Source organism: Aliiroseovarius sediminis, from assembly GCF_022678485.1.
Lineage (GTDB): Bacteria > Pseudomonadota > Alphaproteobacteria > Rhodobacterales > Rhodobacteraceae > Aliiroseovarius > Aliiroseovarius sediminis.
In genome coordinates this window covers 129,496-153,707 of the sequence record NZ_JALBYP010000025.1, presented here as the reverse complement: position 1 = coordinate 153,707, position 24,212 = coordinate 129,496, and the positions used below count along the sequence as shown (strand labels likewise).

Genomic DNA, 24,212 nt, shown 5'->3' with positions numbered 1-24,212 from the left:
CGGTGGCCTCGGCGCGAAAAAGCAAAAAAGGGGGCCAATTTGGCCCCCTTTCGGCGTTAGGTGGGTTGCAAGCCCCTAGTTGCTGCGACGCTGATCGGGATGCAGGCTGGCACCCAAAATGTGATCGGCGTTGTGAATAACCTGGCTGGCATGGCCAACGATCAGTGGATCGGGCTGGCCGACAAGCGCGTGATCCTTGTCGGGATATTCGATCGTGGACAGGAAATGGCGCATACAAGCAAGACGCGCGCGTTTCTTGTCGTTCGACTTGATGATCGTCCAAGGCGCATCGGCCGTGTGTGTATAGAAGAACATTGCCTCTTTCGCTTCGGTGTAGTCATCCCATTTCGACAGCGACGCCACATCGACCGGGCTGAGCTTCCACCGCTTCAGAGGGTCACCCTTGCGGCTATCAAAACGGCGCTTCTGCTCTTCCTGTGTGACCGAGAACCAGTATTTATAAAGCTGGACACCCGACCGCGTCAGCATCCTTTCAAATTCCGGCGTCTGGCGCATGAATTCCAAGTATTCGTTCGGGCTACAAAAGCCCATCACCCGTTCAACACCAGCACGATTATACCACGAGCGGTCATAGAACACCATTTCCCCCGCCGTCGGCAGGTGCTGGATGTAGCGCTGGTAATACCATTGCCCCCGCTCTTCGTCGGTGGGCTTGTTCAGCGCGACGACACGCGCCTCGCGGGGGTTCAAATGTTCCATGAAACGCTTGATCGTGCCGCCCTTGCCGGCTGCATCGCGGCCTTCAAACAACATCACAAATTTCTGACCCGTTTCACCCACCCAGCGCTGAACCTTCAAAAGCTCGGCCTGCAGTTGCGCCTTGGTTGCTTCGTATTCCTTGCGCCCCATCTTGTCCGTATAAGGGTATTCGCCATTCTCGAAGGTCTGGCGAATTTTGTCATCGTTAACGGTAGGAAACACGGCATCGCCTTCAGGCAGGTTTTCGGGTGTTGCCATGGCACTTGCAGCCGGTGCTTCCGGCGCATTATTGGCCGCTTTCACGGGATTTTTTGTTGCACGGGTTTGTTTCGCTGTCATGCGCATGGCTCCTGTTTTGAGGGTCTGCGTCTGGCTAGCATCTTGCGCCCTGTCGCGCTTTGATCCGAATCAACGAAGAGCCCGATTTCGCCATTAAAAAAAGGCCCGCGAAACCGCGAGCCTTTTGTTGGCCATACCGAGCTTTCCTAAACCGGGCGATCCACCCGCATCGTCACATGAGCGGTCCCGCGCACCGGGCGCGACCACCTCAGGCGGGCAAGTTTGAAAGCCGGACCCTGGTTCACCAACACATGCGGGTTATCCCAAACTTGGTTGTTCGCACCATCGCGCAGATCGCCTTCGATCGTCACGCTGGGCACAGTGCGCGCATTGCCACCGAACGGGAAATAGGCCGATCCATCCAGTGTCCAGGTCGCCGACACCGTGTTCTGGTTAAACTCCAACGTGACCGGCGACACCGTTTTCTGGCTGACCCCCGTGAACGCGTTGTTTTCAAAGGTGACGTCCTTCATGCTCCAGTAATCCAGATCGGCATGGGTCGTGACGACACCTTCAACCCGGTTGATCGCACCCGCAATCGTGCGGAACGTGTTGTTCGTTACATGCAGCCCCGACACGTAATGGCCCGGACCGAAGGGTTTGATCAGTATCCAGTTAAACCACGACGCAACATCGTTTGCGGTAAAGATATTGCCTGTGATGGTCATGCCGCCAAACGAATACTCCGACCCGTGCACCGGGAAGGCATCATGTTCGTTGTTCCATTCGATGAAGCAGTTGTCGACATAGTTGCCGTTCAGGACTGTCTTGTTGTTCTCATACGTGAACACCATACCAGCCACGCGGGGGCCATCTGTCACCTCGTCGCCTTGAAACAGGTGGTTGCCCTGAATGATATGGCCCGAGCCATGCAGCACCATCGAGGTCCCCATCCGCTGGAACCGATTATCGCGGATCTTCGCGTCATTGGCGTTGACATTGAACGCAACCGATTGGCGCGTGGTCGCCGGCTGGTTTTGTTCGTTCGAGATGAATTGACACCGGTCAAGGTGCAAATCCTGACAGCCGCGCCCGACCGAGCTGATGCCGCGGTTCTTGGACTTGATAAAAAAGCAGTCCTGAAAGACGAAGTTCTCGCCATCGCGCGGAAGCATGACGGCCGACGCATGACCGTTGCACTGAAATTCGACTTGGCTCAGGTTCATGCGGTTGACCTGCGCGAACCCACCGAAATCCAGCACGTATTTGTGCCGGGTGAAGGAATAGTTCTGGTTGGCGGCTGGCCCCCACAGCGGTTGGCTCAACTCAACCTCGGATGCGCCGACATTCACGGCTTTGACATAGACTTCGCGCCCCACCCCGGCGCCAGTCACGACCGACCCGGCCTGCACCGCCCCGACGTTCGCCACATCGGTAAGCTTGTAGGGGTTGGCGGGGTTGTATTTCGCTGCAGACGACGCATTTTCGCTGTCCCAGGCCGGGCCACCGATGACATAGAACTGCCCGTTCTTAATCACCCGCCGGATCAGGAACGTGTCGCCCGCATTATACGCAGCCTGCATGTCGATCGGTGCTGTCACATCGATGCGGCGCCCGCACATGTCCAGAATCTCGTGATCGGCATAGTGCAAAAGCGCCTGGAACGCCTTGCGAAAGCCCAACTGTTCGGTCCCGAACGCGTCGATATAGGTGGGCAGGTCAAAATTACGCGTGAGCGACAGATAGACATCATCGGCCATCCTGACCGTGCCTTCGAACCGGATATCAGCATGCAAGGTCAGGTTCGACCCGATGCGATATGTGCCCTCGGGCACCAGAACGGTGCGCCCGTTTGATGCGGCATCTGCAGCCTCGAACGCGGGTTTGTCATCGGTGATCCCGTCGCCCGCAGCCCCGAAATCGCGCACATCGACCCAATCCATCATGTCGCGCAGATAGGCGCCGGTGACATCTTCGACCACCAGATCGTCGATCCGCACCACGCCGCCATTTGACCCGATCAGGTCCAGCCCGACATGGGCATAGGCCACGTCCCCGCCCCAGATCATATCGACCCCGTTGCGGCTGCCCGACCCAATGATCGCCGACACTTCGACCACCTCGCCATAGGCGGTCAGCGCGGTCACCGGCCCGGTTTCCAGGTTGCCACTCGCATGGGTGCCCCCCGTCTGAGCCGCCCAGGTCGCCACACGCACCGACGGAAGCGGGCCCGAGATTGCTTTCACCTTCGCCGACACACGCAAATAGCACCCCTGCTCATACGGCGTTTGCCCCATGTAGCGCAGCCTTTGTGTGGTCTCGTTCTTCAAAAGCTCCAGACAACCATCGAAATCCTGATCGGCCGGGACCAATGCGGCGTTGCCCGCTCCGGTATAGGTCTGCGACCCCGGTGTGCCATCTTCGCTTGACCAGACCGCCAACCCGTCTTCGAATGCAGGTGGCATATACACCACCCCGTCGGTAATCGCCTTGTTCATTGATTTCCCTTTCAGGTCCAGACATGCAAACCCCCGGTGGCCGCGCATCAGCCACGCTTGCACCATCGCGTCGGGTGCGGGGGTAAACCGCTGACAGGGCTAGCAATCCGGGCTTAACGAGGGTTAACAGCACCGTGCGCAGGGGCGTTGCATCAACAAAAAACGGCGCACCGTGATGGTGCGCCGCTTTGTCAGCGAGATCTAAAGATCGATCCTATTTCATCAGGTCGCCCGCCAGCCCCTGATCAATCAAAGTGGCGGTTTCTTCCGGACCGTAGAGGGCGGCAAAACTGCCAAAACGCGGGCCTTGGCTCGCGCCCATCAGCACCTCGTATAGTGCCTTGAACCAGTCGCGCAGATTGTCGAACCCATGCAGCTTGCCCACGGCGAAAACGATGGATTGCAGGAATTCATCCGAGGTGAAATCAACCTCGGGCGCCGGGTCATCATTTCCCATCTGCGCGTTCTTGCGAGCGATCACGTCCAGCGCGGTGTCACCATCGCGGAAAGCAGCCGCCAATTCTTCCATCGCCGCGCGTTCCTGATCGGTCGGCGCCCGGAAGGTGCGCGCGGGCGCCACGAAGTCCTGAAAATACTTAACGGCATACCCGGCGGCAGCATCCAGATCGGAATGGGTATCGGGCGAGGCATCCGGCGCATACCGCTTGATGAAGCCCCACAACTGATCCTTGTCATCCGCAGATGCGACCGAGGCAAGGTTGAGCAACATTGAGAACGATACCACCATGTTCGACACGGGCACATCGCCCCCGTGGATATGCCACACGGGGTTGTTCAACTGCGCTTTCGCATCCTGTGTCGGATATGCGCGCAGTTGCTGGTGATACTCGTCCATTGCCTTCGGGATCACATCAAAATGCATCCGCTTGGCGGTTTTCGGCTTCAGATACATGAAATACGAAAGGCTTTCGGTCGACGCGTAGGTTAGCCATTCATCAATCGAAATCCCGTTCCCCGAAGTTTTCGAAATCTTCTGACCATGAGCATCAAGAAACAACTCATATGTGAAATGCTCCGGCGCACGCCAACCAAGGATGCGGCAAATCTTGTCATAGATCGGCGTGTTGGTGGAATGGTCCTTGCCATACATCTCGAAATCGACTTCCAGCGCGGCCCAGCGCGCGCCGAAATCAGGTTTCCATTGCAGCTTAACATTACCGCCAGTCACCGGCAGCGTCCATTCGCGCCCGTTCTCGTCGTCGAAGGTGATGGTGTGGTTCTCGGCATTCACCTCTTTCATCGGCACATAAAGCACCCGCCCGGTTTCGGGGTGGATCGGCAGAAAGATGGAATAGGACTGACGCCGCTCTTCGCGCAGACTGGCCAGCATGACCTCCATGATCTCGTCATATTTATCGACGGCGCGCTTCAGCACCTCGTCGAACTGACCCGAGCGATAGAATTCAGTGGCCGAATAGAACTCGTATTCAAAGCCGAACGTGTCCAGGAACCGGCGCAACATGGCGTTGTTGTGATCTCCGAAACTGTCATGGGTGCCAAACGGATCAGGGACCGATGTCAGCGGTTTTTGCAAATGCTCCTGCAACCCCTCTGCATTGGGCACGTTGCCGGGAATTTTGCGCATCCCGTCAAGATCGTCGGAAAAGCAGATCAGCTTGGTCGGGATGTCGGAAATCACCTCGAAGGCGCGCTTGATCATCGTTGTGCGCGCCACCTCGCCAAAGGTGCCGATATGAGGCAGCCCCGACGGGCCGTAACCGGTTTCGAACAGCACGAATCCCTTTTCCGGCGGTGCCTTTTGATAGCGTTTGAGCACCCGGCGCGCCTCTTCAAAGGGCCAGGCTTTGGAGCTCATCGCGGCGTCTCGCATCTCGGACATCGTGCATTTTCCTTTCGTGGCACGGGGCACCTGCCCCACGCGCATGGTGATCGTCTCACTCCCTATTGCGATGTTGGCGTCGGGTCAATATTCTGCACCGCAACAAACAGGAGCCTCCAACGTGCAAAGCATCCCCCATTCGCTGACCCCCGAAGATTGCCTGATCGCTGTCATGATCGCAGTCTCGGCGTCGGACGAACAGATCAACTCGGCCGAACTGGTCAAGATCGAAGAAATCGTCAATCATCTGCCCGTGTTTGCGACCTATGACGCCGACAGGGTCAAGACAGTATCGCAAACCGTATTCGACCTGTTCAGCGTTGAAGACGGGCTGGATGCGCTGTTCGGGCTGGTTCGCGACAACCTGCCGGAAACGCTGTGGGAAACCGCCTATGCGCTGGCTTGCGACGTGGCCGCCGCAGACGGCGCTCTGCGCAATACCGAGTTGCGTCTGCTCGAGGAAATCAGATACGAGTTGAACATCGACCGCCTGCACGCCGCGGCCATCGAACGGGGCGCCCGCGCCCGACATATGACCTTGTGACCCCGCCCGCACCGCGCGGACGACGATACCCTCCCTGAAAGGACCGACATGCTCGACCAGTTCGACGTGACCAAACGCTGGCCTGCCAAAGACCCCAGCGTGATCCAGCTTTATTCGCTACCGACCCCGAATGGGGTCAAGGTTTCGGCCATGTTGGAAGAAACCGGCCTGCCTTACGAAGCGCATCTGGTCAGCTTCGCCACCAATGACCAATTCACGCCGGAATTCCTGTCGCTAAACCCCAACAACAAGATCCCCGCGATCATCGACCCCGACGGCCCCGGCGGACGCCCGCTACCTTTATGGGAAAGCGGTGCGATCCTTATATATTTAGCTGAAAAAACAGGTAAATTCATACCCCAAGACCCCACCGAACGGGCCGAGGTTATGCAATGGCTGATGTGGCAGATGGGCGGCTTGGGGCCGATGCTGGGGCAGTTCGGGTTCTTCTATGCCTTTGGCGGAAAAGAGATCGAAGACCCCCGCCCGCTGCAGCGCTACACAAACGAGACAAAGCGGCTGTTATCCGTTCTTGATCAAAGGCTTGAAGGTCGCTCTTTCGTTGCAGGCGATGCGTATTCCATCGCCGACATCGCGATCTGGCCTTGGGTGCGCGCGTTGTTCACCGGATATAAGGCGGCCGACGTGCTGGGGCTTGAATCCTATGCGAATGTGCTGCGCTGGCATACGGGCTGTGCTGACCGCCCTGCCTCGCAAGCCGCGGTAGATATCCCGTCGCAGTCATGAACAAAGGCGCCCACGGCGTTCCCGTCACCCGCCGTAGGTCAGCGCCCAACGCGACAAAAGCTGGTGTTGCAGCCAGCGCGACTGGCGGCTCCACCCTTTCGCGCCTTTCGGCCGTTCGCGCTCAGCCTTTGGGATGGCCGCGCGGCGGTCCAGATCGGCGGTGAAGATCGCGAAAGACAGCGGCGTGCCGTCCGGCCCGGTCAGATAGCCTGCAAGCGAACTGACGAAGTTCAGCGTCCCGGTTTTTGCTTTGATAGAATAACTGGAGTCATAAACGGGACGCCCCAGACGGTCCAACGGTGTCAGATCCTTCATCAGGTCATGCAGATAACCGTCCGGCCCCGCGCTGACCAGCGCCTTGACCATATCGTTAGCCGACACGCGGGACCGATCGCTCAACCCGCTGTGGTCTTGGAACGTGGCCCGCCGCGCACCCAGTTCGGTGTTCATCCACTTGGCCATCGCAGCCCCCGAAGCCGCCAGACTTTCCGGTGCCTCGCCCCGGGCGGACGACGCCGACAGCCCGATCACCTCGGCGGTCAGGTTGGTTGAATATTTCAACATCCCCCGCGCCACATCCATCAGAGGGCGCGAACTATGGGCGGCAAGAGTTGTGCCTGTTGGCGGCGTGGTGCTGACCACCGGGCCCGGCAAGCGGATGCCATCAGAACGCGCCAACACCTGAAACACCTCGCCCGCGTAAAGGTCGGGACGGCGCACCGGCAACCAGCGCGACCCGCCCTTGCCCAACGCGCCCCGGGCGACCGTCCAATTGTCGACGCCCTTGGCATCCTCGTAGGTATAGACAGGCCCCTTGCGGTCAATGATCTGCATCCGCGCCATTTTGACGGCAGGGCGGAACCGCCCCGACCGCGCATCCATCGCCACGTCAAAATCCTGTCCCGTCCGTTTCCATTCGAAATGCACGCGGTTGTAATTCAGGTTCAAACCCGCGACTGCCGGGTTGTAACCCAAATGGTCAGGTTGACCCGGATCGATCATCCGCTGATAGGGAAGCTGCCCCCCATAGACGACAAAATCGCCCTTGATGGCCATAATGCCCTTTTCTTTCAAGCCTTTGGAAAGCGCAACCAACGCGTCGGTGTCCAACGTCGGATCACCGCCACCCACAAGCACCAGATCGCCTTGCACCACGCCCGCCTCGATCGGGCCGGTCGCAACGACCTCGGTCGTGAACCGATGCTCAAGCCCCAAGGTCGAGATACCATAGGCCGCCGTGATCGCCTTGGCGACACTGGCGGGTGGCAAGGGCAGCACCGGGCTTTTCGCTTCAAGAATTTCGCCCGTTCGCGCATCGGCCACGACAAAGCCGATTTTCCCGCCCAGCCTGGCGTCCGCGATCAGCGCCTCGGCGCTGGGTATCGTGCGTTTGACAAAGTCGGACGATTTGGGCGCCGGACGGATGGAGCGCGTGGGCGCATTGGCCCAAGCAGGGCTGGCCAAAGTCGCCCCCAGCCCGCCCAATAACGCGCGTCTTGAAATCTTCTTAACCATGGGCCGAGTAAACCGCGCGGATAGGTTCGGGGCAAGTCGATATTTTGGCCACCTGGGCGCGCCTTGTCAGATTATAGGGTGCTCTTCCTACCAATCCCCGCGCGCACGAATTTGAGAGGATGAGATATCCACCATCGGCACATTGATCAGCGACCACGCGGGGGCGGTTGCGAAAGGTAACAGACGCGCCTTCCAGCCGGGCAATCGTGCGTCTTGATACTTCTTGGCGGCGGGCGACATCCGCGCGGCGACCCGGTCGCCGGGACGCGCGATCACACCGACGGGTACGTTTTCCATAATCCATTCCCAACGCTCCCAACGGTGAAAATCCGCCAAATTGTCAGCCCCCATAAGCCAGACGAACCGCACACCGGGATACAGAAACTGCAACGCCTGCAATGTCTCGGCGGTGAAACGCGTGCCGGTGCGCCTCTCGATATCTGTGATGCAGACGCGTGGGTGCTGCATCACTTCGCGTGCTCGGGCCATGCGGTCCGCGATCGGCGCAGGGCCGTTGGCCTTCAGTGGGTTGCCAGGCGTGACCAACCACCAGACCCGATCCAGCCCAAATCGTCTCAACCCCTCTCGGGTGATATGGGCATGACCCTGATGGGCCGGATCAAACGATCCGCCCAGAAGTCCGATCACCTGACCGGGCCGTGCATAGGGCAATTCATGACGCATATGACTTCACTCACCCAGCCCGGATTGCGGCGGTCAACCCCGATCAGTCTCGGACGAAGCCGCCCAAAGGTTCACGGTTTCCTCGGTGATGCAGGCGTCGATCTGATCCAGTTCGTCCTGCGTGAAGTCCAGATTATCGACAGCACCGACACAATCCAGAACTTGCTGTGGGCGCGACGCACCAATCAGCGCGCTTGTGATCGCGCCGTTGCGCAACACCCACGCAATCGCCAGTTGCGGTAATGTCTGGCCGCGACGTTTCGCGATATCCGCCAACGCGCGCAGGTTTTCGATGACCGTGTCAGACACGAGATCCGGCGCCAGCGACTTGCCTTGGGCCGCACGGCTATCCGCCGGGATGCCTTTCAGATACTTGCCCGTCAAAAGCCCCTGCGCCAACGGTGTGAAGGCAATCGACCCGACCCCTAGTTCCGTCAGAGTATCCTTCAGACCGTCCCGCTCGACCCAGCGATTCAGCATATTGTAACTGGGTTGGTGGATCAGACAAGGCGTCCCCAGATCGTTCAGGATCGCCACCGCCTCGCGCGTGCGTTGGCTGTTATAGCTGGAGATCCCGGCATATAGTGCCCGCCCCGAGCGCACGATGTGATCCAGCGCGCCCATTGTCTCCTCAAGCGGGGTGTCAGGGTCGAAACGGTGGCTGTAGAAAATATCAACGTATTCGACGCCCAGCCGTTTCAAGCTTTGGTCGCAAGACGCAATCAGATATTTTCGGCTGCCCCATTCGCCATAAGGCCCCGGCCACATATCATATCCAGCTTTGGAACTTATGATCAGCTCATCGCGAAAACCCGCGAAATCCGTCTGCAATATCTCGCCAAACGCCTCTTCCGCGCTGCCGGCAGGAGGGCCGTAGTTGTTGGCCAGATCGAAATGCGTGATCCCGTTGTCAAACGCCGCCCGGCAAATCGCCTGCTTGGTCGTGTGCGCAAAGTCGTGCCCGAAGTTATGCCACAGCCCCAAGCTGACCGCCGGCAGTTTCAACCCCGACGCCCCACAGCGCCGATAGTTCATCTTTTCATAACGATCTTCGGCCGGACGATAGGTCATGCGTGCTCCTTCGAAATTGCCCTGCGCCCTTTGTCTGGCCAAGACACGCGGAAGTCAAACGCAGTTGCGTGTTTCAGCCACCCGGAACTGTCACCCGGAACATTTAATATAGCCCGACAACAGGCCATTCCATGCAGCGTCCGGGTTGAACCCCTCGACCAATCCATTCCCTTCGGTCGTGTCACGAAACGCACCAAGGCCATGCTGTATCATATAGTCGGGCGAATGCGCGGGTGGTCCCCATTTGCGCATAAGCGTGCAGAACGCATCATGCTTTGGCGAACCCGTATCGCCGAAACTTTCAAAAGCCGACGCCATGCGCGCGCGCCATTCATCGGGGAATTCACCCGCGACATTCTGCGACAGAACTTGATAAGCCCCATGCGCCGTTTCGTCCTTGACGCGCTTTCGATCAAGCTCCCCACGCAGTTGAAGAAGGATCAATAGCTCTGCGGCCTTCACATCATCCCCCCCCGCAAAACACTTTCTCAGACTTACCGCCAGATCAGCGGGCGAATAATCGTTCTGCACCTCGTCAAGGGTCAAGCAGGGCGGGTCATAACGCGGCTGCAAATTCCCCTCGGTTGAGAAGTTCGTGACCTGCGATATCACGGGTGTTGCCATGAACAGCAAAACCGCGACGACCATACTGGTGTAATTCGATGTTATCATTTGCACTATGTTACGCACTGAATGTTTGAACGTCCAACAGATTGGGCAGTACCTGAGCATTCGTGTCGTGTGTTGCACCCACCGTCCACCTTGGCTATCACATCCTGACGCAATCTTCCCGAGGACACATCCTATGGCCGCTTATCAATACGTTTACCACATGGACGGAGTTTCCAAGACCTATCCCGGTGGCAAGAAGTGCTTTGAAAACATCCATCTCAGCTTCTTGCCCGGCGTGAAAATCGGTGTCGTCGGTGTCAACGGCTCCGGTAAATCGACGCTGATGCGGATCATGGCTGGCATCGACAAGGATTTTCAGGGCGAGGCATGGGCGGCCGAAGGCGCCACCGTCGGCTATCTGCCACAGGAGCCTGAACTTGACCCATCTCTGGACGTGCGCGGTAACGTCATGAACGGCGTGGCCGAGAAGAAGGCGATCCTAGAGCGCTATAACGAACTCGCCATGAACTACTCGGACGAAACCGCCGAGGAAATGGCCAAGCTGCAGGATGAGATCGACGCCCAAAACCTCTGGGATCTCGACGCGCAGATTGATGTATCCATGGAAGCGCTGCGCTGCCCCCCTGATGACGCAGACGTGACAACCTTATCGGGTGGTGAAAAGCGTCGTGTGGCGCTGTGCAAGCTGCTGCTGGAAGCCCCCGACATGCTGTTGCTGGACGAGCCGACCAACCACCTTGACGCGGAAACCATCGCGTGGCTGCAACAGCACCTGATTGACTACAAAGGTACCATCCTGATCGTCACCCACGACCGCTATTTTCTGGATGACATCACCGGTTGGATCTTGGAACTCGACCGTGGCAGCGGCATTCCTTACGAAGGCAACTATTCTGCTTGGTTGGAGCAGAAGGCCAAGCGGCTGGCGCAGGAAGCACGCGAGGACAAGTCCAAGCAGAAAACGCTGGAACGCGAACTGGAATGGATGCGTCAGGGGCAGAAGGCCCGTCAGGCAAAATCCAAAGCCCGGATCAACGCTTATAACGAAATGGCCAATCAGTCCGAACGTGACAAGGTCGGCCGCGCCCAGATCGTCATCCCCAACGGGCCGCGTTTGGGGTCCAAAGTGATCGAGGTTGAGGGCCTGAAAAAACACATGGGCGACAAGCTGTTGATTGAAGGGCTGGATTTCAGCCTGCCCCCCGGTGGCATTGTCGGCGTCATCGGTCCTAACGGCGCAGGTAAATCGACCCTGTTCAAGATGATCACGGGGCAAGAGGCGCCAGACGAGGGCACGATCGAAATTGGCGACACCGTGAAGCTGTCCTATGTCGACCAATCCCGCGACGATCTGAACGATAATGACACCGTGTGGGAAGCGATCTCAGCCGGGGCCGAGTTGATTGAACTGGGTGATGCGCAAGTTAATTCAAGGGCATACTGTTCGTCCTTCAACTTCAAGGGCGGCGATCAGCAAAAGAAACTCTCGCTGCTGTCAGGTGGTGAGCGCAACCGCGTCCACATGGCGCGCCTGTTGAAAGAAGGCGGCAACGTGCTGCTGCTGGATGAGCCCACCAACGACTTGGATGTCGAAACCCTGCGCGCCCTTGAAGACGCTCTGGTCGACTTCGCCGGCTGCGCTGTCGTCATTTCGCACGACCGCTTCTTCCTTGACCGTATCTGTACCCACATCCTGGCCTTCGAAGGCGAAGCGCATGTGGAGTGGTTCGAAGGCAACTTCGAGGATTACGAAGAGGACAAGAAGCGACGGCTTGGACCGGACGCGCTGGAGCCCAAGCGGTTGAAGCATAAGAAGTTTACGAGGTAGGAGAGCGTCCCCTTCGGGGCCGTTTTTTATGAACATGCTGCCGCTCTGTTCATCTATTCAACCGATATCGAAATTTCTGTTCCTTGAAGCTTCCCGGTGCATTTCATCATTGTTCTCGAGGACATAAGTCCCGATGCTAGGGGGTGCCGAACTTCTAGGCGGAATTTCTTTTCTAGATCAGCCAATAGTGAATCGAGATCTTCCCTTGATCCCTGAATATATCCATTGTGAGCGTAGAGGTTTGCGAACAAACCATAATTCGAACCGGTCGCTTGCACAGTACCGTCTTTGTCATACCCTGCCCACTCACGAACGCTCGCAAACCAGCTGCGATAGTAATTTTCGGCGTCTTCCTCAGAACCTTTATAATCAACTAAATGCGCGATTTTTATCGTGTTTGCATCGAAATCATAATCTACGTATGAGTAGTTTCCTTTGTACGGCCTTCGGTTAAGTATGAGTTGAAGCCTTAAATTTCCCCAATCAAGCAACGAAACACTTTCGTTCATCAGTGCCTTGGTGGTGTCATCAGGTCCAGCTATGGCCATGCTGGAAATTGAAACGGCGACTGCGGCAACAGCCAGTCTGGGAAACTTCACTTACGCCTCCTATAATCTATCAAAGTCAATGTCTTGGTTCTTTGCCACCGAATATCTCTGACCAAATCCATACTTTTGAGCGTTTCACTCACCCCACCGCCACCGGCTTCCCATCCTCATCCAACGCCACAAACACAAACACCCCTTCGGTGACTTTCTGGCGTTCACCAAGGCGGTCGCGGTTGACCCAGGCTTCAAGCTCAATTGCCATCGACGTGGTGCCGACCCGGCCAACGCGACCATAGACGCACAGCACGTCGCCCACTTTCACCGGTTGGATGAATTTCATCGCGTCCACCGCCACCGTCGCCACGCGCCCTTTTGCGCGTTCGCCTGCGATGATGCCGCCTGCAATGTCCATTTGGCTCATCACCCAGCCCCCGAAGATATCGCCGGACGTGTTGGTGTCCTTCGGCATCGCAAGGGTGCGCAGGATAATGTCGCCATGCGGGGTGGTCTGGGTGTCGTTCATGATGCTCTCCGGAAATTTGCAGGCCGTGGGGGATGCGGGGTCAGTGCGCCTCGGCAACCTCGTACAGTTCGTTCAGCAGGTCCAGCAGAGTTTCCATCTTCTCAGTCCCGAAACGTTCTTCCAGATCAGCATAGATCTTTGCCGCCTTGCCCGACATCTGCGTGTATTTCGCACAGCCTGCGGGGGCGATCTGCACCTTCCGGCGGCGGCCATCGGCATCGTCCACACGCTCGATGAATTCGCGTTCGGTCAGGTTTTTCAGGATGCGGCTCAGGCTGGGCGGCATTAGCACGCAGCGATCCGCCAGCTCGGTCGCGCAGCACGGTTTTCCCTCGGCTAACACACGAATGACGCGCCATTGCTGGACGGTCAGATCGGCTTGGTCCAGTTCAAGACGAAAGGGTTTCAAGGTTGCTTCGCGCGCATGAAGCAAGGCAATGGGAAGTGCGCGTTCAAGTTTCTTCATTCCGGGTCCTTAACGCGGGCAAGCCGCTTGGAGGGTGCCTTGGCTCACACCCAAGACAGGTTTCGGTTCGCAGGCCCAATGAGAGGTGCAAGCGGTCGGCACTGCCATGCAATGCCAAGGCATATGGTGTCGCGCATCACCAAACCCCACCGCCCAAACCATCGGGGGCCGTCAAGATAACGCCAATTTGTCCTTACCGCCGACCCACCCGCCAAGCCTTACGGCACGGTCCTTGGATCTAAGCAGGCGGCAATGATTTGGTCAGAGCTTCTTAACACTGGCAGTAAATACCGCGTTGCCGGTAAAAATCAATTGATTGTGAATGAAACGAAGGGGTCTGAACCGGGGCGAACTGACGCAGGGACGGACGTTGGGCGCGGCCAGTCCGGGCTGGACAGGGCTGCAAAATCATCGTCTTTATGGTCGCGCCCACCTTGACGTCAGCACAGCAGCGAGGGACCCTATGCGGATCGCAATCTTGACGACATGCACAGAAGCGGGCTCGGCTGATCGTTGGCGCGACTTGCTGGCATCCAAACGTCCGCACTGGGACTTTGTCTCGTATCACGTCCCAAATGATGAATTCCCCCCGCGCCCACAGCGTTTCGACGGATGGATCGTGACCGGCAGCCCGCAAGCAGAGAGGCAGCACGCACCGTGGCAGACGCGCCTGAAGATGCTGGTCGCAGACATCGCCGCCTCGCGCAAACCAATGTTCGGCGCGGGCAGCGGTCATCAGCTTGTCACAGTAGCCTTGGGTGGCAAGGTCGGCCCCAACCCTGATGGCCCCGCCCTTGGCGCAATCGAGGTCGAAGCCTGCGCCCGCCCCCCTTGGATGGAAGCCCGGCGGTTCTGGCAATACGGCCACCACGCCGACCAGGTCACGACACCGCCGCCAAACGCTCAAATCGCGTTACGCGCCGATCACTGCCCGATCGCGGGCCTGATCATCGGCGATCACATCTTCACCACCCAGAACCACCCGGAAATGACCCACGAATTCATTGCCGAATTGATCGAAACGCTCGCCCCGCGGCTGCCTGACAAGGTGATAGACCGCGCCCGCGCGTCGTTGCCCTTGTCTGCCGATAACGGTCTGTTTTCCGACTGCATCCTTCGGTTTTTTGAACATGACCGGTCGGCCTAGTCAAAAATGCACGGTTGCCAGACGCCAGTCTGGACATAAAACAAGACCACGCTGGACCTATTGTTCCTGCCCGAAAATGCGATCCTGTTTTTGATCAAAGATTCCCTTTTGGGTGCCTCTTTCAGGGGATCGCCCAAGAGGTTATTCAGCGTTGGAGGACAGGATGGACGGCGCACTCAAGGAAAATGACATCTCGCATGTGGTCGCGGCAGACAAAGCCCATGTTTGGCACCATCTGACGCAGCACAAACCGTTTGAAACCGTTGATCCGCGCATCATTGTCGAAGGCAAAGGAATGCGCGTCTGGGATCAGAACGGCAAGGAATACATCGACGCGGTCTCGGGCGGCGTCTGGACCGTCAATGTCGGCTATGGGCGCGAAAGCATCGCCGATGTGGTGCGCGATCAACTGGTCAAACTGAACTATTTCGCGGGCTCGGCGGGGTCCATTCCGGGGGCGATGTTCTCGGAAAAACTGATCTCGAAAATGCCGGGCATGTCGCGGGTTTATGTGACGAATTCGGGGTCCGAGGCGAACGAGAAAGCCTTCAAGATGATCCGCCAGATTGCGCACAAACGCTATGGCGGCAAGAAAACCAAGATCCTGTATCGCGACCGCGACTATCACGGGTCGACACTCGCCGCGATGTCGGCGGGCGGGCAGGATGAACGCAACATGCAGTACGGCCCCTTCGCGCCCGATTTCGTGCGTGTGCCACATTGCATGGAATACCGGAAAGAGGAATTGGGGCTGGAGCATCTGTCCGGCGCAGAATTCGGTCGCGCAGCCGCCGACCAGATTGAAGAGGTCATCTTGCGCGAAGGCCCTGACACGGTGGGCGCGCTGTGCCTTGAGCCGATCACCGCCGGTGGCGGCGTGATCGAACCGCCCGAAGGCTATTGGGATCGTGTGCAGGAAATCTGCGAGAAATACGATATCTTGCTGCATATAGACGAGGTCGTCTGCGGTCTGGGCCGCACCGGCACCTGGTTCGGATACCAACACTACGGCGTCCAGCCGGACTTCGTGACCATGGCGAAGGGGGTTGCATCTGGCTATGCCGCTATTGCGTGTTGTGTGACCACCGAAAAGGTGTTCGATATGTTCAAGGACAACGCCGATGACGTGCTGGATCACTTCCGCGACATCTCGACCTTTGGCGGATGCACTGCGGGGCCGGCCGCAGCACTTGAAAACATGCGCATCATCGAGGACGAAGGGCTGCTGGAGAACACCACCAAGATGGGTGAACGGATGTTGTCCAACCTCAGCGCGCTGATGGACAAGCACGCGGTGATTGGCGATGTGCGCGGCAAAGGGCTGTTTCTGGGCGCCGAGCTTGTGAAGGATCGCACCACCAAGGAACCGGTGTCTGAAAAGGAAATCGCCGCCGTGGTCGGGGATTGCGGTGCGCAGGGCGTCATCATCGGGGCCAGCAACCGATCCATCCCTGGTCGCAACAACGTGCTGTGCTTCAGCCCGGCCCTGATCGTGACCGCCGATGATGTTGATCGCATCACCGACGTCGTGGACAACGCGCTGACAAAGGTGTTTGGCTGACACCTCTTGTTTGGAAGCGACAAGAAAGCGTGTCTTTTCTTTGGCCCGCTTTTTTGCATGGTGGTGTGCGACACGACCTTCACTGCTTGAAACAAGGAAATCGCCATGTGGCCCGCCCCCGTCACCTTGACCGGAGATCACGTCATCCTAGCCCCCTTGTCACCCGACCACGCGCCTGCATTGCGCGAGGCCTGCGCGGATGGCGATCTGCACAAGCTTTGGTATACCTCGGTTCCGGCGCCCAAGGATATGAAGGCGGACATCGACCGTCGGCTTGGCTTGCAGCATGCCGGTGTGATGCTGCCATTCTGCGTCATGACCCCCGACCGGAAACCTGTCGGCATGACCACTTACATGCATATTGATGCGGACAATCGGCGTGTCGAAATCGGCTCTACCTGGTATCGAAAAGCGGTGCAGCGCGGACCGTTGAACACCGAGGCAAAGCGCCTGCTTTTGTCCCATGCGTTCGACACGCTCAGTTGCATTGCGGTCGAATTTCGCACCCATTTCATGAACCAGCAAAGCCGCCGAGCGATTGAACGTCTGGGAGCAAAACTGGATGGTGTCTTGCGCAGCCACCAGTTGGGGCCGCGCGGCTCAATCCGCGATACGGCAGTCTATTCCATCATCGCCTCGGAATGGCCTGCGGTGCGCGCGAACTTGACATGGCATTTAGAACAGCCGCGCCAATAGTGCAGCCTCACGCCCGATGAGTCGCAGTCATGCGCGCAACAGACTAGACATTTCTTCATTTTGTTCTATATTTGTTCTTATCCGTTAACCATGGACAAACCAAGAACAGGAGGATCGACCATGCACGCTGCCCGCATCTTGCCGCCCACTCCAAAACAGGTCGACTATGCCCGCCACATCGCCACCCGCTTGGGTGCCAGCATTCCCGCAGACAAAATCAGCGACCGCGCCGCCCTGTCGGGTTGGATCGGGGAACATCAGGCGCGGCTGAAAACCACTGCCGCACAGCCCCGAGACACGCGAGCGACCTCGCGCCAAGTGGCTTTTGCCGAGCGTATCGCGCGCGCCAAACGTCGCGCGATCCCGGACGAGTGCTTTCGCGACGCAGGTCTGATGTCGGCCTGGATTTCATCAAACCGCTGAATGGCGTGATATATCCAGATTGCGTCGGCCATAAGTCCACGTTAGGGTGTTCTTCATGGCCGCACCCGTTGAAACCTTCTTTCTGGACCCCGAAGCCCAAGGCACGCTACAGGCTCAAATTCAGCAGATGATCGCCGAAGCGATCCTGTCCGGTCGCCTGCCACGCGGCGAAAAGCTACCCTCGACCCGGCGTCTGTCGGCACATTTGGGCGTCAGCCGGATTACCGTCACGCTGGCCTATACTGAGCTTCAGGCGAATGATTACCTGACCTCGAAAGGGCGCAGCGGGTTCTATGTCTCGGAAAATGCGCCGGAACCGCCAGCGTTCGAAATTCACAAACGTGTCGAAGATACGGTGGACTGGCAGCGCGCCATCGGCACCAGCTTCACCGGCGGCAGCACGCCCAGGAAACCGCCGGACTGGCGACAGATGAAATATCCGTTCATCTATGGGCAAGCCGATCCGACCCTGTTTGATCACAATGCGTGGCGGCTGTGTGCCTTGCGCGCCTTGGGTCAGAAAGATCACCCGGCGATGATGCGTGACTATTACGATCAGGACGACCCGCAACTGACCGAATTCATCGCCCGTCACATCCTGCCCCGCCGGGGCATTCAGGCGCGGCCGGACGAGATCCTGATCACGCTGGGCGCGCAGAATGCACTGTGGCTGTCCGCGCAGGTCTTGTTGACCCAACGGCGAACCGCAGCGATCGAAAATCCGTGCTATTATTCGCTGCGGGATATCCTGACGCAAAGCCGTTGCCATGTGGTCAAAATTCCCTTGGATCGAGACGGCCTGCTGCCCGACGCCCTGCCCGACGGGACGGACGTGATCTATACCACCCCCAGTCATCAAAGCCCGACCACGGCCACCATGCCGCTGGACCGGCGCAAGACGCTTCTGCGACGGGCGCGCGATCTGGATGCGGTGGTGGTCGAAGATGATTACGATTTCGAGATGTCATTCCTCAACCCGCCCTCGCCCGCGCTGAAATCGCTCGATCGCGAGGGGCGTGTGATCTATGTGGGCAGCTTCTCGAAATCGCTGTTTCCGGGGCTGCGGTTGGGCTTTCTGGTCGGGTCAGAACCCTTCATACGCGAGGCCCGCGCGCTGCGATCTGCGGTCTTGCGCCACCCCCCAGGCCTGATCCAGCGCACCGTCGCCTATTTCCTGTCGCTGGGACACTACGACGCCATGATCCGACGCATCGGTGCGGCCTATCACGCCCGGCGCGACGTGATGACTAAGGCGATCCAGGACAAAGGCCTGACCATCGCCGGGCACGGCGTCTTTGGCGGATCGGCATTCTGGATGCAGGCCCCCGACGGGGTCGACACCCGCGATCTGGCCGCTGTCTTGCAGGAAAAGGACGTGATGATCGAACCCGGCGCGCCGTTCTTCGGCGACGCGGTGCCGCCCATCAACTATTATCGCATCGCCTACAGCTCGATCCCCGCCGCGCGCATTCCGACCGGGATCGCGCTGATCGCCGAGGCCATCGCGGACGCGCCGCGTTCTGGCGTCAAATAGCCCGCCGAACTGGCCCTATAGAACGCCCCCCCTGCTGCCTAAGACTGGTGGCGTGAACACCTGCGTCCAGACCGGTTCGGTCCGCGACGCCTGTCATACGCAAGGAGCCAGCCTGATGAAAATGACCACCGAAGAAGCCTTCGTGAAAACGCTGCAACTGCACGGGATCGAGCACGCGTTTGGCATTATCGGGTCCGCTTTCATGCCGATCTCGGACAATTTCCCTGCGGCGGGCATCACGTTTTGGGACTGCGCACATGAAGGGTCGGGTGGGATGATGGCCGACGGCTATACCCGCGCCACTGGCAAGATGTCGATGATGATTGCCCAGAACGGCCCCGGCATTGCAAACTTCGTGACCGCGGTGAAAACTGCATACTGGAACCACACGCCGCTGCTTCTGGTCACGCCACAAGCCGCAAACAAAACCATCGGCCAGGGCGGGTTTCAAGAAGTCGAGCAGATGAATATGTTCGCCGATTGCGTCGCCTATCAGGAAGAGGTCCGTGACCCCTCGCGCGTGGCCGAGGTTCTGAACCGCGTCATCATCAACGCCAAACGCGCAAGTGCGCCCGCGCAGATCAACATGCCGCGCGATTACTGGACGCAGGTGATCGACATCGACCTGCCCCAAATCGTCGAATTCGAACGCCCCGCGGGCGGGGAAGAGGCGTTGGCTGAAGCTGCCGACCTTCTGTCCAAGGCCAAGTTCCCCGTCATCCTAAACGGCGCGGGCGTGGTTCTGGCCGGCGCAATCCCCGAGACGATGGAGCTGGCCGAACGGCTGGATGCCCCAGTCTGCGTGGGCTATCAGCACAACGATGCCTTTCCCGGCAGCCATCCCCTGTTTGCCGGGCCCTTGGGCTATAACGGCAACAAGGCGGGGATGGAGCTGATCCAGAAAGCCGATGTGGTGCTGGCCCTTGGCACGCGACTGAACCCGTTTTCCACCCTGCCCGGCTATGGGCTGGATTACTGGCCCAAGGACGCCAAGATCATTCAGGTCGACATCAATCACGACCGCATCGGCCTGACCAAGAACATCAGCGTCGGCATCGTCGGGGATGCGAAGAAGGTCGCAGCATCGCTGTTGCACAGGCTATCGGCGGCTGCCGGGGACGAGGGGCGCGAGGATCGCAAAGCTCTGATCGCGCAGACCAAATCGACCTGGGCGCAGCAATTGTCGTCAATGGACCACGAAGAGGACGACCCCGGAACCACTTGGAACGAACGCGCCCGTGACGCCAAGCCCGACTGGATGAGCCCGCGCATGGCCTGGCGCGCCATCCAGGCCGCCCTTCCGAAAGAGGCAATCATCTCGTCTGACATCGGCAACAACTGCGCCATCGGCAACGCCTACCCGACGTTTGAGGCGGGACGCAAATACTTGGCCCCCGGTCTGTTCGGCCCCTGTGGCTATGGCTTGCCGGCTGTCGTGGGCGCGAAGATCGGCTGCCCCGATACGCCAGTGGTCGGCTTCTCTGGCGATGGCGCGTTCGGCATTGCGGTCACCGAACTGACCGCCATAGGGCGCAAGGAATGGCCTGCCGTCACACAGGTTGTGTTCCGCAACTACCAATGGGGGGCAGAGAAACGCAACTCGACCCTGTGGTATGACGACAACTTCGTCGGGACCGAGCTGGATGAACAGGTCAGCTATGCCGGCATTGCCAAAGCGTGTGGTCTGCAAGGCGTCGTCGCGCGCACGATGGATGAATTGACCGCCGCACTGGATCAGGCGATCAAGGATCAGAAAGACGGCAAGACGACGCTCATCGAAGCCATGATCAACCAGGAGCTTGGCGAACCTTTCCGCCGCGATGCGATGAAAAAGCCGGTGGTGGTCGCGGGGATCGACAAGGACGACATGCGGCCTCAGAAGGTCTGAACGTGGCAGATATACTGATGGGCGCTTAGTCGACCGGGCGGCGACGGGCGGCGGCCACGATGGTCAGCGCCAGATAGATCAACCCGGCCGCGACGATGATCGACGGCCCAGCCGGTGTGTCATACCACAGCGATCCCAATAGCCCCGACAGACTGGCGCACCAGCCAATCACCACGGCAAGCACCACCATGGCAAAGGGCGTCATCGCAACCTGGCGCGCCGCGGCGGCGGGAATGATCAACATCGCCCCGATCAACAACGCGCCAACCACCTTCAGCGACACCGCGACGACAACAGCCAGCGACAGGGTCAGCACCATCCCCTCGCGCGCGGGGTTGATGCCGGACGCCGCTGCCAGATCGGGGCTGAGCGTCGACAGAAGCAGCCGCGACCAGCGCCACCAGATCAAGCCCGCGATCGAAAGCGCGCCCGCCCACACCACCGCCAGATCGGCCCGGGTGACCGCCAGTATGTCACCGAACAGAAAGGCCGCCAGATCCACCCGCACACCGGGCGCGAACGAGATGGCCACCAACCCCGCCGACAGCGCCGAATAGGACAGAACACCCAGCCCGGTGTCAGAGGACTGCCCGCGGCTGGCCATCCAACTGACCGCAAGCGCCATCGCAAGCGCCACAACCAGCGTCCCCAGCCAGATCGGCAGCGACATGAGCAACGCCAGCGCGACACCCAAAATGGCCGCATGGGCTGTAGCATCGCCAAAATACGCCAGGCGCCGCCACACAACGAAAGACCCAAGCGGACCAGTCGCGATGGACAGACCCACCCCGGCCAATGCGGCCCGCACAAGGAAATCATCCAGCATCAGCGGTGTCCTTCGTGGCGGAGAGGTCGTGATCACAGCCCGCGTGCTCATGGTCATGATCGTGGTCGTGTTGATACAGCGCCAGCGCCCCTTGGGTGCCATGCCCAAACAGCGCGCGGTATTCCGGCGCGTCACGCACCACATGGGGCGTGCCCTCGCAACAGACATGACCGTTCAGACAGATCACGCGGTCCGAGGCGCTCATCACCACATGCAGATCATGCGAGACCATCAGAACCGCGACGCCGGTCTGGCTGCGCACCGCTTCGATCAACTGATAAAACGCCGCCTCGCCCATCTGGTCCAGACCCTGTGTGGGTTCGTCCAGAACAAGGATGTCGGGTTTGGACAGCAACGCGCGCGCCAGCAGTACACGCTGCAACTGCCCACCAGACAACTCGGCGATCTGCCGGTGCTGAAGGTCCGGCAGGCCGACCTGGCGCAAGACATCGGCCCGTTCGTTGACTGGGTGCGGCGACGGCAGGTTCAGAAAGCTGCCCACCGGCATCGGCAGGCTGCCGTCCAGCGCAAGCTTTTGCGGGACATAACCCACGACCAGACCGGGCTTGCGTGTGATCGTGCCGGACACGGGCAGGATGCCCAATAAGGCGCGCAGCAAGGTGGACTTTCCCGAGCCATTAGGGCCGACAATGGTCACGATCTCGCCGGGGTCGATTTTGAAATCCACATGCTCCAACACCACACGCCGCCCATGGGCGACCGAGATATCCCGTGCCGTGATCAAGCTCATGACACAGGCGCCGCTGCGCAGGTGGGGCAAAGGCCCAGCGCCTCGATATTGGTGCGTTCGACGGTGAAGCCAAGCTGCTCTGCCGCCTGCTCAATCTCGCTGCGCACTTCCTGCCCGGGTGTTTCCGCGACCGCCTTGCAGGTCTTGCAGATGAAGAACACCGGTGCGTGCCGGTCGCCGGGGGTGGCGCAGGCGGTAAAAGCGTTCAGGCGGCGGATCCGGTGGGCAAGCCCTTGGTCCACAAGGAATTCGAGCGCGCGATAAGCGACGGGTGGCTGGCTTCCGAACCCTTCGGCCGCCAACCGGTCCAACACGTCATAGGCACCCATAGCGCGGTGTTCTTCCAGCAGGATTTCCAACACCCGCCGCCGAACCGGGGTCAGGCGCGCTCCGGAAGCGCGGCACAAAGCATCGGCACGGGTCAACACATCTTGCGCGCAGGCAGCATGGTCATGTGAATGGAATGCGCATGATGGATCATGTGTGGTCATTTTTGTTTGACACCGTTGTTTTGTTATACTATCACATATTTGCAATATTATAACATTACACCACAACACTCAAGGCTGAAAATGAAACGTCTGCTCCTCTCTACCTTTCTTCTGATTGCCGCGCCGGCCCACGCCGAAACACCGCAGGTGATTGCCGATATCGCACCCGTCCATTCGCTAGTCGCGGCGGTCATGGGCGATGTGGCCAGTCCCGACCTTTTGATGCCGCAAGGCGCGGACCCGCACGCGTTTCAAATGCGCCCGTCACAAATGCGGGCCTTGTCACAAGCCGATCTGGTGTTCTGGGTGGGGTCCGAGTTGACGCCATGGCTTGACCGCGCCTTGCAAGGGGTCAGCGACGCGCAGTCGTTCGCCCTTCTTGATGCACCCGGCACGCATCTGCGCGAAAGCGATCACGCGCACGGGGCAGAAGACCATGACCACGAGGGCCACGCACATGACCCCCACGCCTGGCTATCGCCGGACAATGGTGCGGCTTGGTTGACCACGATTGCCGACGTTTTGGCCGACCTCGACCCCGACAACGCGCAAACCTATCACGAAAATGCAGCGCGGGAAGTCGCCGCGCTGGCCCAGCTTGATGCCGCGATCGACGCCCAACTGGCACCCGTCGGCGATCGCGGCTTCATCGTTTTTCACGACGCTTACGGCTATTTCACCGATCACTACGGGCTAACCACGCTGGGGGCGGTGCGCGAAAGCGACAGCGCGTCCCCGTCTGCAGCCAAAGTCAAGAGCATCAGGGAACTGGTGTCCGGCGGGCAAGTCCATTGCGCCTTTGCCGAGGTGGCCGAGGGGCAGGACATGATGCGCGATCTGGTCGCGGGTACGGCGGCCCGGGTCGGCACGCTCGACCCAAGTGGCACAAACTTGACGCCCGGCCCCGCGCTTTACGGCGAGTTGCTGCACGCGCAGGCTCAGGCAATCTTTGAGTGTCTTGCGGGCGGGGGCGAATGA

General features: G+C 59.3%; 23 protein-coding genes. 10 read left to right on the top strand and 13 right to left on the bottom strand.

The window, feature by feature from the left end; translation table 11 throughout:
* Window positions 1-75: 75 nt before the first annotated feature.
* From ppk2 to MN186_RS06340, 3 genes are all read right to left on the bottom strand, one after another.
* Entirely contained in the window at window positions 76-978 is a 903-nt protein-coding gene (gene ppk2 / locus MN186_RS06350; RefSeq protein ID WP_242113561.1) for a polyphosphate kinase 2, read from the bottom strand.
* A 227-nt stretch (window positions 979-1,205) separates the two neighbouring features.
* A complete protein-coding gene (locus MN186_RS06345) occupies window positions 1,206-3,497 on the bottom strand; it encodes a glycoside hydrolase family 55 protein (RefSeq protein WP_242113526.1) in 2,292 nt (763 codons plus the stop codon).
* Window positions 3,498-3,711: 214 nt separating this feature from the next.
* The gene (locus tag MN186_RS06340) at window positions 3,712-5,358 is read right to left on the bottom strand and encodes a lysine--tRNA ligase (protein WP_242113525.1); all 1,647 of its coding nucleotides are present in this window, start codon (window positions 5,356-5,358) and stop codon (window positions 3,712-3,714) included.
* Window positions 5,359-5,530: 172 nt separating this feature from the next.
* Here MN186_RS06340 and MN186_RS06335 point away from each other — a divergent pair, with 172 nt between their 5' ends.
* Together MN186_RS06335 and MN186_RS06330 are read left to right on the top strand one after the other, a co-directional pair.
* On the top strand, window positions 5,531-5,902 hold the full coding sequence (locus tag MN186_RS06335; protein WP_242113560.1) for a tellurite resistance TerB family protein: 372 nt from the start codon (window positions 5,531-5,533) through the stop codon (window positions 5,900-5,902).
* A 48-nt stretch (window positions 5,903-5,950) separates the two neighbouring features.
* Complete coding sequence (locus tag MN186_RS06330) at window positions 5,951-6,649, top strand: glutathione S-transferase N-terminal domain-containing protein (RefSeq protein ID WP_242113524.1); 699 nt, start codon at window positions 5,951-5,953, stop codon at window positions 6,647-6,649.
* 24 nt (window positions 6,650-6,673) lie between these two features.
* Here the strand turns inward: MN186_RS06330 and dacB are convergent, their stop codons facing one another.
* The 4 genes from dacB to MN186_RS06310 all read right to left on the bottom strand — a co-directional run bounded on the left by dacB (window position 6,674) and on the right by MN186_RS06310 (window position 10,543).
* A complete protein-coding gene (dacB, locus tag MN186_RS06325; RefSeq protein ID WP_242113523.1) occupies window positions 6,674-8,164 on the bottom strand; it encodes a D-alanyl-D-alanine carboxypeptidase/D-alanyl-D-alanine endopeptidase in 1,491 nt (496 codons plus the stop codon).
* A gap of 87 nt (window positions 8,165-8,251) precedes the next feature.
* A complete protein-coding gene (locus tag MN186_RS06320) occupies window positions 8,252-8,848 on the bottom strand; it encodes a nicotinate-nucleotide adenylyltransferase (RefSeq protein ID WP_242113522.1) in 597 nt (198 codons plus the stop codon).
* 33 nt (window positions 8,849-8,881) lie between these two features.
* Window positions 8,882-9,919, bottom strand: coding sequence for an L-glyceraldehyde 3-phosphate reductase (mgrA, locus tag MN186_RS06315; RefSeq protein ID WP_242113521.1), 1,038 nt, complete (start codon window positions 9,917-9,919; stop codon window positions 8,882-8,884).
* A 90-nt stretch (window positions 9,920-10,009) separates the two neighbouring features.
* The gene (locus tag MN186_RS06310) at window positions 10,010-10,543 is read right to left on the bottom strand and encodes a hypothetical protein (RefSeq protein WP_242113520.1); all 534 of its coding nucleotides are present in this window, start codon (window positions 10,541-10,543) and stop codon (window positions 10,010-10,012) included.
* A gap of 181 nt (window positions 10,544-10,724) precedes the next feature.
* On the opposite strand from MN186_RS06310, the gene ettA reads away from it, so the two are divergent.
* Complete coding sequence (ettA, locus tag MN186_RS06305; protein WP_242113519.1) at window positions 10,725-12,380, top strand: energy-dependent translational throttle protein EttA; 1,656 nt, start codon at window positions 10,725-10,727, stop codon at window positions 12,378-12,380.
* 53 nt (window positions 12,381-12,433) lie between these two features.
* Here ettA and MN186_RS06300 read toward each other — a convergent pair whose 3' ends face one another.
* The 3 genes from MN186_RS06300 to hpaR form a co-directional block, all read right to left on the bottom strand.
* Entirely contained in the window at window positions 12,434-12,979 is a 546-nt protein-coding gene (locus tag MN186_RS06300; RefSeq protein ID WP_242113518.1) for a hypothetical protein, read from the bottom strand.
* Window positions 12,980-13,067: 88 nt separating this feature from the next.
* Window positions 13,068-13,451, bottom strand: a complete 384-nt coding sequence (locus MN186_RS06295; RefSeq protein ID WP_242113517.1) for an acyl-CoA thioesterase — start codon at window positions 13,449-13,451, stop codon at window positions 13,068-13,070.
* A gap of 40 nt (window positions 13,452-13,491) precedes the next feature.
* Window positions 13,492-13,917: a homoprotocatechuate degradation operon regulator HpaR gene (gene hpaR, locus MN186_RS06290; RefSeq protein ID WP_242113516.1), complete on the bottom strand. Its 426-nt coding sequence runs from the start codon at window positions 13,915-13,917 to the stop codon at window positions 13,492-13,494.
* A 322-nt stretch (window positions 13,918-14,239) separates the two neighbouring features.
* On the opposite strand from hpaR, the gene MN186_RS06285 reads away from it, so the two are divergent.
* From MN186_RS06285 to xsc, 6 genes are all read left to right on the top strand, one after another.
* Window positions 14,240-15,064: a type 1 glutamine amidotransferase gene (locus MN186_RS06285; RefSeq protein WP_242113515.1), complete on the top strand. Its 825-nt coding sequence runs from the start codon at window positions 14,240-14,242 to the stop codon at window positions 15,062-15,064.
* A 163-nt stretch (window positions 15,065-15,227) separates the two neighbouring features.
* Entirely contained in the window at window positions 15,228-16,625 is a 1,398-nt protein-coding gene (locus MN186_RS06280) for an aminotransferase family protein (protein WP_242113514.1), read from the top strand.
* Between the two features lie 105 nt (window positions 16,626-16,730).
* Window positions 16,731-17,321, top strand: a complete 591-nt coding sequence (locus tag MN186_RS06275; RefSeq protein WP_242113513.1) for a GNAT family N-acetyltransferase — start codon at window positions 16,731-16,733, stop codon at window positions 17,319-17,321.
* A 120-nt stretch (window positions 17,322-17,441) separates the two neighbouring features.
* The gene (locus MN186_RS06270) at window positions 17,442-17,744 is read left to right on the top strand and encodes a hypothetical protein (RefSeq protein ID WP_242113512.1); all 303 of its coding nucleotides are present in this window, start codon (window positions 17,442-17,444) and stop codon (window positions 17,742-17,744) included.
* A 55-nt stretch (window positions 17,745-17,799) separates the two neighbouring features.
* Complete coding sequence (pdxR, locus tag MN186_RS06265; protein WP_242113511.1) at window positions 17,800-19,278, top strand: MocR-like pyridoxine biosynthesis transcription factor PdxR; 1,479 nt, start codon at window positions 17,800-17,802, stop codon at window positions 19,276-19,278.
* A 115-nt stretch (window positions 19,279-19,393) separates the two neighbouring features.
* Complete coding sequence (xsc, locus tag MN186_RS06260; protein ID WP_242113510.1) at window positions 19,394-21,166, top strand: sulfoacetaldehyde acetyltransferase; 1,773 nt, start codon at window positions 19,394-19,396, stop codon at window positions 21,164-21,166.
* 25 nt (window positions 21,167-21,191) lie between these two features.
* Here xsc and MN186_RS06255 read toward each other — a convergent pair whose 3' ends face one another.
* Genes MN186_RS06255 through MN186_RS06245 form a run of 3 tightly spaced genes read right to left on the bottom strand, consistent with a single transcriptional unit; the run spans window position 21,192 to window position 23,234 of the window.
* A complete protein-coding gene (locus MN186_RS06255; RefSeq protein WP_242113509.1) occupies window positions 21,192-21,992 on the bottom strand; it encodes a metal ABC transporter permease in 801 nt (266 codons plus the stop codon).
* Window positions 21,982-22,743, bottom strand: coding sequence for a metal ABC transporter ATP-binding protein (locus MN186_RS06250; protein WP_242113508.1), 762 nt, complete (start codon window positions 22,741-22,743; stop codon window positions 21,982-21,984). The genes MN186_RS06255 and MN186_RS06250 overlap by 11 nt, the downstream gene beginning before the upstream one ends.
* Window positions 22,740-23,234, bottom strand: coding sequence for a Fur family transcriptional regulator (locus MN186_RS06245; protein WP_242113507.1), 495 nt, complete (start codon window positions 23,232-23,234; stop codon window positions 22,740-22,742). The genes MN186_RS06250 and MN186_RS06245 overlap by 4 nt, the downstream gene beginning before the upstream one ends.
* 81 nt (window positions 23,235-23,315) lie before the next feature.
* On the opposite strand from MN186_RS06245, the gene MN186_RS06240 reads away from it, so the two are divergent.
* Complete coding sequence (locus tag MN186_RS06240; protein WP_242113506.1) at window positions 23,316-24,212, top strand: zinc ABC transporter substrate-binding protein; 897 nt, start codon at window positions 23,316-23,318, stop codon at window positions 24,210-24,212.

Bases quoted from the DNA above. Each gene is read 5' to 3' on its own strand.
- xsc (WP_242113510.1), top strand. From the start codon at position 19,394: ATGAAAATGACCACCGAAGAAGCCTTCGTGAAAACGCTGCAACTGCAC.
- MN186_RS06330 (WP_242113524.1), top strand. From the start codon at position 5,951: ATGCTCGACCAGTTCGACGTGACCAAACGCTGGCCTGCCAAAGACCCC.
- pdxR (WP_242113511.1), top strand. From the start codon at position 17,800: ATGGCCGCACCCGTTGAAACCTTCTTTCTGGACCCCGAAGCCCAAGGC.
- dacB (WP_242113523.1), bottom strand. From the start codon at position 8,164: ATGGTTAAGAAGATTTCAAGACGCGCGTTATTGGGCGGGCTGGGGGCG.
- MN186_RS06275 (WP_242113513.1), top strand. From the start codon at position 16,731: ATGTGGCCCGCCCCCGTCACCTTGACCGGAGATCACGTCATCCTAGCC.
- ppk2 (WP_242113561.1), bottom strand. From the start codon at position 978: ATGGCAACACCCGAAAACCTGCCTGAAGGCGATGCCGTGTTTCCTACC.
- MN186_RS06335 (WP_242113560.1), top strand. From the start codon at position 5,531: ATGATCGCAGTCTCGGCGTCGGACGAACAGATCAACTCGGCCGAACTG.
- MN186_RS06345 (WP_242113526.1), bottom strand. From the start codon at position 3,497: ATGAACAAGGCGATTACCGACGGGGTGGTGTATATGCCACCTGCATTC.
- MN186_RS06285 (WP_242113515.1), top strand. From the start codon at position 14,240: ATGAAACGAAGGGGTCTGAACCGGGGCGAACTGACGCAGGGACGGACG.
- MN186_RS06270 (WP_242113512.1), top strand. From the start codon at position 17,442: ATGCACGCTGCCCGCATCTTGCCGCCCACTCCAAAACAGGTCGACTAT.
- MN186_RS06255 (WP_242113509.1), bottom strand. From the start codon at position 21,992: ATGCTGGATGATTTCCTTGTGCGGGCCGCATTGGCCGGGGTGGGTCTG.
- MN186_RS06250 (WP_242113508.1), bottom strand. From the start codon at position 22,743: ATGAGCTTGATCACGGCACGGGATATCTCGGTCGCCCATGGGCGGCGT.
- MN186_RS06240 (WP_242113506.1), top strand. From the start codon at position 23,316: ATGAAACGTCTGCTCCTCTCTACCTTTCTTCTGATTGCCGCGCCGGCC.
- MN186_RS06280 (WP_242113514.1), top strand. From the start codon at position 15,228: ATGGACGGCGCACTCAAGGAAAATGACATCTCGCATGTGGTCGCGGCA.
- MN186_RS06245 (WP_242113507.1), bottom strand. From the start codon at position 23,234: ATGACCACACATGATCCATCATGCGCATTCCATTCACATGACCATGCT.
- MN186_RS06340 (WP_242113525.1), bottom strand. From the start codon at position 5,358: ATGTCCGAGATGCGAGACGCCGCGATGAGCTCCAAAGCCTGGCCCTTT.
- MN186_RS06295 (WP_242113517.1), bottom strand. From the start codon at position 13,451: ATGAACGACACCCAGACCACCCCGCATGGCGACATTATCCTGCGCACC.
- ettA (WP_242113519.1), top strand. From the start codon at position 10,725: ATGGCCGCTTATCAATACGTTTACCACATGGACGGAGTTTCCAAGACC.
- MN186_RS06310 (WP_242113520.1), bottom strand. From the start codon at position 10,543: ATGGCAACACCCGTGATATCGCAGGTCACGAACTTCTCAACCGAGGGG.
- hpaR (WP_242113516.1), bottom strand. From the start codon at position 13,917: ATGAAGAAACTTGAACGCGCACTTCCCATTGCCTTGCTTCATGCGCGC.
- mgrA (WP_242113521.1), bottom strand. From the start codon at position 9,919: ATGACCTATCGTCCGGCCGAAGATCGTTATGAAAAGATGAACTATCGG.
- MN186_RS06320 (WP_242113522.1), bottom strand. From the start codon at position 8,848: ATGCGTCATGAATTGCCCTATGCACGGCCCGGTCAGGTGATCGGACTT.